General features: G+C 38.7%; 11 protein-coding genes. All 11 read left to right on the top strand.

Annotated features, from left to right (window positions below):
* Positions 1 to 259 precede the first annotated feature (259 nt).
* The 11 genes from L4C37_RS21885 (at position 260) to L4C37_RS21835 (ending at position 7297) form a co-directional block, all read left to right on the top strand.
* A complete protein-coding gene (locus L4C37_RS21885; protein ID WP_429770041.1) occupies positions 260 to 682 on the top strand; it encodes a hypothetical protein in 423 nt (140 codons plus the stop codon).
* A gap of 151 nt (positions 683 to 833) precedes the next feature.
* Positions 834 to 1559: a DUF5677 domain-containing protein gene (locus tag L4C37_RS21880; RefSeq protein WP_429770039.1), complete on the top strand. Its 726-nt coding sequence runs from the start codon at positions 834 to 836 to the stop codon at positions 1557 to 1559.
* Between the two features lie 142 nt (positions 1560 to 1701).
* Positions 1702 to 2175: an HAD family hydrolase gene (locus tag L4C37_RS21875; protein ID WP_429770037.1), complete on the top strand. Its 474-nt coding sequence runs from the start codon at positions 1702 to 1704 to the stop codon at positions 2173 to 2175.
* A 397-nt stretch (positions 2176 to 2572) separates the two neighbouring features.
* A complete protein-coding gene (locus tag L4C37_RS21870) occupies positions 2573 to 2725 on the top strand; it encodes a hypothetical protein (RefSeq protein ID WP_429770035.1) in 153 nt (50 codons plus the stop codon).
* A gap of 140 nt (positions 2726 to 2865) precedes the next feature.
* Positions 2866 to 3555: a hypothetical protein gene (locus L4C37_RS21865; protein ID WP_429770033.1), complete on the top strand. Its 690-nt coding sequence runs from the start codon at positions 2866 to 2868 to the stop codon at positions 3553 to 3555.
* A gap of 144 nt (positions 3556 to 3699) precedes the next feature.
* Entirely contained in the window at positions 3700 to 4146 is a 447-nt protein-coding gene (locus tag L4C37_RS21860; protein WP_429770031.1) for a GNAT family N-acetyltransferase, read from the top strand.
* A 14-nt stretch (positions 4147 to 4160) separates the two neighbouring features.
* The gene (locus L4C37_RS21855; RefSeq protein ID WP_429770029.1) at positions 4161 to 4946 is read left to right on the top strand and encodes a leucine-rich repeat domain-containing protein; all 786 of its coding nucleotides are present in this window, start codon (positions 4161 to 4163) and stop codon (positions 4944 to 4946) included.
* Between the two features lie 159 nt (positions 4947 to 5105).
* Positions 5106 to 5288 (top strand): hypothetical protein, encoded by a 183-nt coding sequence (locus L4C37_RS21850; protein ID WP_137375629.1) that lies wholly within the window; start codon positions 5106 to 5108, stop codon positions 5286 to 5288.
* A gap of 168 nt (positions 5289 to 5456) precedes the next feature.
* Positions 5457 to 6224 carry a GNAT family N-acetyltransferase gene (locus tag L4C37_RS21845; protein ID WP_429770027.1) on the top strand — a complete coding sequence of 256 codons (768 nt, stop codon included), beginning with the start codon at positions 5457 to 5459 and terminating at the stop codon, positions 6222 to 6224.
* A 188-nt stretch (positions 6225 to 6412) separates the two neighbouring features.
* Positions 6413 to 6709 (top strand): hypothetical protein, encoded by a 297-nt coding sequence (locus tag L4C37_RS21840; protein WP_429770025.1) that lies wholly within the window; start codon positions 6413 to 6415, stop codon positions 6707 to 6709.
* A gap of 216 nt (positions 6710 to 6925) precedes the next feature.
* Positions 6926 to 7297, top strand: coding sequence for a DUF805 domain-containing protein (locus L4C37_RS21835; protein ID WP_429770023.1), 372 nt, complete (start codon positions 6926 to 6928; stop codon positions 7295 to 7297).
* Positions 7298 to 7428: the final 131 nt, after the last annotated feature.

Here is a 7428-nt window from a genome sequence, read left to right as displayed (position 1 = left end):
TATTATGGGCAAATTGGCTACACCAAAAATGATCGTTGTTGGGTGTTGGAGCGCGGTAGTGAAATTATCACATAACAAAGCGTTTAAGACGGATTCCCAACGCTTGGCATTTTCGGCTTACTTTGGGTTAAGTGTTTATGTCACAATGTTTTAGGTAGGGCGGTAGCGTTGCTCACCACTTAACGCGGCGTTAGTGCTCAAGCTAAACCTTTGGTAGCGATAGGTTAGAATATTCTGATAGTTTATAGGATGTAAGGTTTTGAATAATCGAAAAGTATATAAGAAGTGCAAAAAACATATCTTTAGCATGTTGTACAAATCTTATCCAAAGCCCATTGATATTGATGGATTCAACATTGAAGGGCGAGATACACCAAAATCAAAAAGGAAGTTGGTTAATTATTACGACGTGATTAAGTCTTGGGAAAGTGGATATAGTAGTGGTGACGGGAACCCGTTCCAGGAAGAATTGGATTTATACTGTTACACTATCAACGAAATGGCTAAAGAGGGGGTTATCAGCTTCGATAGACAAAGAGAAGGTAAAACCCGCTTTTTTTATAATTGTGTTCTTTCAACAGAGGCTGTGAGCAAGACAGATATATTAATGTTTGAGCCGAACTTTTATGGCTTTGGCATACGTCTTAAGCCTCTGTTCGACCTGATTCGTCGCAACTTTTGAGGTCGCACTAACAAACAATTTAAGAGGGATTCCCCACGCTTGGCATTTTGGGTTTGGGGCCAGTTCAGTGTTTAAGGCGTCCAAATTAAGTGTGGTGGTCGCGTGGCTCACCCCTTAATTGGGCGTTAAGCGTATTTATGAGATCACCTATATGAAATATAAGATTATTGACAGTTACTGCTCAGAATTGCAAAAAATATATAGTTCAACCAAAATCTCGCTGAAAAAGGATGATGATTTTAGTTTTTTCCTTGTCTGTTACTTATACAAGATCAATCAGCACATGGATTCTATTCGTAAGTTGTCTCCATCTCCAGATGTACAACTTATTGCAAGAACTATGATTGAAACGATTATCCAAATGCTATGGGTTTCCCAGAATCCTATGGAGCGCTCAGCGCTGTGGCGTAAGTATGTATTCATCGAGGATTGGAATACATTACAGAACTTACTTAATCGAGGTGAGCCTATTTCTCCGGCTGACCATGCAGCAATAGAAAGCGCATACCAATCGTCTAAAGAAGATTATCTAACTAAAAATAAGCAAAGTGTTCATAGAGACTGGAAAAAAGGAACCAAAATTCATCAAATGGCGGATGATGTTCAGGCGGGAGATTTATACTCAGTTCTGTATTCAGGCTTTTCTGACTGGGTTCATGGTGGTCCATGCTCTTTAGCACATCAAGTTGAGTTTACCGATAGGCTTGAGTTAGTTTTAGGAAATGAAGCTCCTCACTTTGTAAACGCAAGCTTCAGTGCGGCTTTCCAATCTATGTACCAAGCCCTTCACATTTGTACGCAACACTTTTCTTTGACGCTAGATGAACGGCTTCAAAGCATATATGAGCTATATATTAAAGAACTGTCCGTCGAATAATACGCTTAACAAACAATTTAAGCTGACAGCCAACGCGCGGCATTTTCAGTTCCAATTGGGTTGGGTGTAATCGGTGCGTTGCTTTGAGGTCAGGTTTGCGTTGGTCTGCAACTTAATTGGGCGTTATGTGCAAGGAGGCAATATGACTAAAATCTACCTGTTTGATTGGGGTAATACCCTCATGGTCGATTTCCCTGACCAAAAGGGGAAAATGTGCGATTGGGTAAAAGTTCAAGCTGTGGACGGAGCATTACGAACACTTCAAGAGTTATCAAAAAGCCACCGGGTTTATATTGCAACAAATGCAGCAGACTCGTCCGAAACTGATATTAAGTTGTCATTTGACAGGGTGGGTTTGTCTCCTTATATATCGGGTTACTTTTGCAAAGCGAACCTTGGTATCGGTAAAGGTACCTCAGAATTCTTCCACAAAATCATCAATGTTTTAAATGTTGAACCGCAGTCAATAATCATGGTTGGGAATACATATGAAAAAGATATTGAGCCTGCAATTTCAGCCGGTGTTAAAGCCATTTGGTTTAACTCTGAGTGTATGAATAATTCAGTTTCTAAAGATGTAAAACAAATCAATCACCTGTTGGAACTTTGCACATAACAAGCAATTTAAGCAGACTGTCAACGCTTGGCATTTTCAACTCGGCTGAGCTTCAGTGATTTAGGTGGTAAATTTGAGTGTATTGGTAGCGTTGTCAGCTACTTAATTGGGCGTTATAGCTATTTAGATAATCGAGGTAAAAGTGAAACTAGCACTCCAGAAATTGGCATCTAACATAATGTTTTGGCTGATATTTATACTAATATTCGTAGGCATATATATATACGACAATGATTTAGGACTAAATGAGGTTGTTCCGAGCACGGAACTTGTTCAGTTAGCCGACTATCGGATTTTAGGATATCAGGTTTTGTCCGGCTTGTTCTTATTTTCAATCTATGCATTCGCTTCACACAAAAGTCGAAGCAAAGAGGATAAAGAAAAAGGTACATTATTTATGGATATAGCATTAAATGATTTCTCAGGAGTTCTCTTTAACTTTGGTTCTTTAAATCTATCGTTAGCTATTTTTATGCAAGATTGGTCGATGCTTGTTATTACCGGAGTGGCATACATTATTGGTCTATTTGCTTACCCGAAAGGAAAATAGCAATAACAAACAATTTAAGCTGACAGCCAACGCGTGGCATATTCAGTTCCAATAGGTTCAGGTGTAATCGGTGCGTTGCTTTAGGTTCCGGTTTGCGTTGGTCTGCAACTTAATTGGGCGTTAGGCGGTAGGAGATATAGTTGAGAATTTTTACAGATGAACATGAAGTGAGAGTTGCCAAACAGTATGGGTTATATTGGTCTCGATCTCTCCATTCTGAATATCCAGAGATTGATGGACTTTATGTCTATCAACCATCATATCCAATTGAGCCTTTTCTTGATATTTCAATAAAATTAGAACAATTGAACAATCATATCTTCTTGCAACTTTGTGCTACCAAGCAAAAGCACGAACTTGCTAAAGAAGATAAACGTTCCCCACATTATTTAGAGAACAATGGAAATCTATACAGTGAAATTGTAGATCACAATATAGAATCTTGGGACTATAACCTTAATGTACTATCTCTTGTTAACCCTATAATACTGATATCTACATTCCTTGAATGGTCGTTAAAGCGTCTATTACATGATTGCTGTGATGGAGTAAAGTATAAATCTAAAAAGGGAATTGCAAATATTGACGGTATGTTGGCTTTAATTATAAAAAGTTTATCTCTAGATATACAAGTACCTAAAGACTTCCAAGAAGCTCTTAATAAATATAGGCTTGTTCGCAATAAGTTTGCTCATGGTGAGTGGGAAAAAATTTCCAGTTTGTATGACTTAGAAGTGAGAGATTATCTATTACATTGCAGTCGTCTTTTGAAAACTCTTGAGGCTGAGATCCTTAGGAAAAAATACACTTACACAGGAACAACCGCCTAACAAAGCATTTAAGAGTGATTCCCAACGCTTGGCATTTTTCATTCCATCGTTGGGTTTTGTGTTTACGGTGGTATGGTTACGCTTCGTGGTAGCGTTGCTCACACCTTAATGCGGCGTTATACGCTTTTGAGGAAATAGTCCAATATGAACAAAGTATTATTCAGAAGTTGTGATGAAAATAGCCAATATTGGACAGATCTAGAGAATCTATTTCAAAGTGAATGGTCTGATTTCTTGTTTTGTGATACCTACAAACCTGAAGTTAATCTTCCTCCTGTTTTGGTCGCTTTGAGAAACAACGAAGTTATCGGTGGGCTAGCTTATTCTCGTTTTAAAGAGCCACACGGAAGTTCAGATGTTATTTGGTTTAATGCCGTCTTTGTTTCACCTGAATGGCGTGGTCAGGGCATCGCTAGCGAGTTGATTAACCGAGGTGTTAATCAAGTATCAGAAACCCTTCAAAGAAATCTGTATGCTTATACAAATGTAGCCCCGCTGTACCAGTCACTAGGTTGGTCGGCGGTTGATATTGAAAGTGAGCCAAACCATAGCGTAATGAGTATCCCACTCAGGACTCAACCACGCGTATAACAAAGCATTTAAGAGTGATTCGCAACGCTTGCCGTTTTCGCTTCGCTCAAAGTATAGGCAAGCGCCGCTCACACCTTAATGCGGCGTTAGGGCTCAGTATTAGTTTGGTCGAAAATAATATGATTAATGATAAGTATAGGTGTAATCAGAATTGGTCGGAATGGCCTCGTTGTGTCACCAACATAAATGACATTGAGTTAGATTGGCGTTGGGTTTCATTTTGCCGTGAAGGGAAATCACACAAAGGAATCAGTTCATTTTCACAACAAATTACACGTTTGTCAGCCAAGCAGGTAAACGTTGAATTCCTTAGTGAAATAGCAGAACTGCAAAACTTAGAATATTTGGAGATTGAGAGGCTATCTTCAGACACTCTACTTCCATTGATTAATTTGAATAAGTTGGAAACGCTTAAAATTTCAGGAGTCAGCAAGGCTGAAAACTTTGAGGTTTTAACAAGCCTACCTAATTTGCGCTATCTATTTATAGAGGGTGCGAAAAAACTAAACAATTTAGAATGCCTATCAGGTTTTACAGAGCTTATAAGTTTAGGTGTTGAAGGTACGATGTATACAAATCAAAAGGTCTTATCTTTGCAGCCAATAAGTACATTGCCAAATTTAGAAGCATTGTTTTTAACGTCAGTGAGCCTAACGGATAAATCAATACTGTGCTTAGCCGATTTACCTAAAATACGTGTATTGTCTTGCGCTAGGTTTACAACGAAAGAGCACTTCTCTTCTTTAAAGAGCAAAAAGCCAAACATTAAATGTCGTTGGTTTGAGGCTTACGAAATTTAGCCCTAACAAGCAATTTAAGCAGACTGCCAACGCTTGGCATTTTTAATTCGTTTTAGCTTCAGTGACTGAGGTGATAAATTTGAGTGTATTAGTAGCGTTGTCAGCTACTTAATTGGGCGTTAGGCAACTGTGTTAAAGACAATCAGGAAGGAACTTTAAATGAATAAGAAGTTTAAAAATACAGGTAGTGAATCAGGTGAAATTACAGTTCAAGTATCTCAAGCTAAGGTTAGTTTTTACATAGAGCCTGGAGCTGAATTTATTGTTGAGACGCATGAAAACTCAGATATCGTATTTTCGAGCTCAAATACAAACCATAATTTAGTCATAGAACCGGTCTAGCTAAGCCTTCACTGGTTGTGGTGAAAATTGCCTAACAAGCAATTTAAGCAGACTGTCAACGCTTGGCATTTTCAACTCGGTTTGCTTCAGTGATTTGGGTGGTAAACTTGAGTGTATTGGTAGCGTTGTCAGCTACTTAATTGGGCGTTAGCTATTTACGAGGATAAAATGAATACAGTGGATGTAATGCGAGAGTACAATGAGTCTGAACGAAAACTGATTAACTCGTTTAATGGCGTCAAGCAATCAGATGGTAATCTGACTAAGTTCGTATCAAAAGATCGTCATGGTAGCTATATTTCGTTCTTCAGCTTCGACGAAAGCCTCACAGAATCAATAGTTAAAGAGCAACTTGAATACTTCAACAAGCGCAACTTATGTTTCGAATGGAAAACATATAGTACAGACAAACCAAGTAATATCGGTAAAGTATTACTCGAACATGGTTTTGAACAAGAAGACTCAGAGTCATTTATGGTTTTAGACCTTTCAAAGGCTGATGTCGAATCTTTCGACGAGTCTCAGATCACAGAGGTTTCTGATAGCGAAGGCATTCGTGATGCAGTAAGGGTTCAAGAACAAGTTTGGGGCGGAAGTTTTGATTGGCAATACAACTACCTAATGAGTCTCAAAGAGCACTCTCCAGATTCGGTGTCCATTTATGTAGTATATGTAAATGGACAACCAGTTACCTCTGCTTGGCTAACATTTAATGGAAGTAGTCCATTTGCAGGTATTTGGGGTGGGAGCACAGTCGAAGAGTTTCGAGGCAATGGTTATTATAGTTTGTTGCTCAGTAAGCGTATTGTTGAAGCAAAATCGAAAGGGGTGAAATACCTTATAATCGATGCCTCAGATATGAGCAAACCGATTGTATTAAAGCGTGGTTTTGAAGTCGTAGCGACAACTACGGGGTACACTTCACCAAATAGCTAACAAAGCATTTAAGAGTGATTCGCAACGCTTGCCGAAGTATAGGCAAGCGCCGCTCACACCTTAATGCGGCGTTATGTACTTTTCTGTGATTTGTAAAAATTCACCCGAAATGTGTTTTAAATCAAGAACGAAAATGTAGTTCCAATAGTAAATTAAACTTCGTGTTTATTGAGTTAATGGTAGGTTTTATGCTGAAGCGCATTGAAGATGTTCTTGATTTAAATGGGCTAATCTATAGCTCTTCAGGTAATAGTATTTCTATAAAATTAGGTGGCTTTGCATCTAAAGTTAAAATTACCCATGAGCCTCTTGTTAACAAGTACATGCTTTCAAGCAGTGAAGGCTTGTTAATGGTCTCTACTTTTCTACTGTTACTTTCAGTCATTCTCCTATTGGTGTCGGTAAAAAATATAATGGGTACTGTTGCCGTTGTGTTATTGACGGCAAGTTGTATTCTGAATTTATTGCAGTTATTACGCAGGTGAAGTTACTCGACCTCAAAACTCAGTTACGGGAACAAGGTATTTACCTTTCACCACGTACATAACAAGCAATTTAAGCAGACTGTCAACGCTCGGCATTTTCAACTCGGTTTAGCTTCAATGATTTCGGTGGTAAATTTGAGTGTATTGGTAGCGTTGTCAGCTACTTAATTGGGCGTTATGGCGCATAGTCGACTTTTCATCATCAAGGAGAGATAAGTGGAATATTTCATCAGTACAATCAAGCAGTACGCAGTCTTCAAAGGTAGAGCCAGACGAAAAGAGTTTTGGTACTTCTATTTAATCAGTTTAGTTATTAGTTTCGCTCTCGCTTTCTTAGATAACCAAATGGGTACTTTTAACCCAGAACTGGGTGGTGGTCTTCTTGGTGGAGTGTATGGAATATTCATTTTTTTGCCTTCGCTTTCACTAACGGTTCGCCGAATTCACGATACTAGCCATAGTGGTTATTGGGCTTTTATCTTATTAATTCCAATCATTGGTGTCTTAGCAATTTTGTTCTTCGCCTTAATGGATAGTAAGCCTGGCTCTAATGAATATGGAATCAGTCCTAAAGAACCTGCGCCATAACAAGCAATTTAAGCAGACTGTCAACGCTGGGCATTTTCAACTCGGTTTAGCTTCAGTGATTTAGGTGGTATGTTTGAGTGTATTGGTAGCGTTGTCAGCTACTTAATTGGGCGTTAGAACTTTTAGGGGAT

The organism is Vibrio kagoshimensis (genome assembly GCF_050337535.1).
GTDB classification, from domain to species: Bacteria; Pseudomonadota; Gammaproteobacteria; order Enterobacterales; family Vibrionaceae; genus Vibrio; species Vibrio gallaecicus.
This window is presented reverse-complemented; position numbering and strand designations above follow the sequence as displayed.

Coding starts and splice junctions, on each gene's coding strand:
- L4C37_RS21880 (WP_429770039.1), top strand. CDS start 834: ATGAAATATAAGATTATTGACAGTTACTGCTCAGAATTGCAAAAAATA.
- L4C37_RS21875 (WP_429770037.1), top strand. CDS start 1,702: ATGACTAAAATCTACCTGTTTGATTGGGGTAATACCCTCATGGTCGAT.
- L4C37_RS21870 (WP_429770035.1), top strand. CDS start 2,573: ATGGATATAGCATTAAATGATTTCTCAGGAGTTCTCTTTAACTTTGGT.
- L4C37_RS21860 (WP_429770031.1), top strand. CDS start 3,700: ATGAACAAAGTATTATTCAGAAGTTGTGATGAAAATAGCCAATATTGG.
- L4C37_RS21850 (WP_137375629.1), top strand. CDS start 5,106: ATGAATAAGAAGTTTAAAAATACAGGTAGTGAATCAGGTGAAATTACA.
- L4C37_RS21845 (WP_429770027.1), top strand. CDS start 5,457: ATGAATACAGTGGATGTAATGCGAGAGTACAATGAGTCTGAACGAAAA.
- L4C37_RS21840 (WP_429770025.1), top strand. CDS start 6,413: ATGCTGAAGCGCATTGAAGATGTTCTTGATTTAAATGGGCTAATCTAT.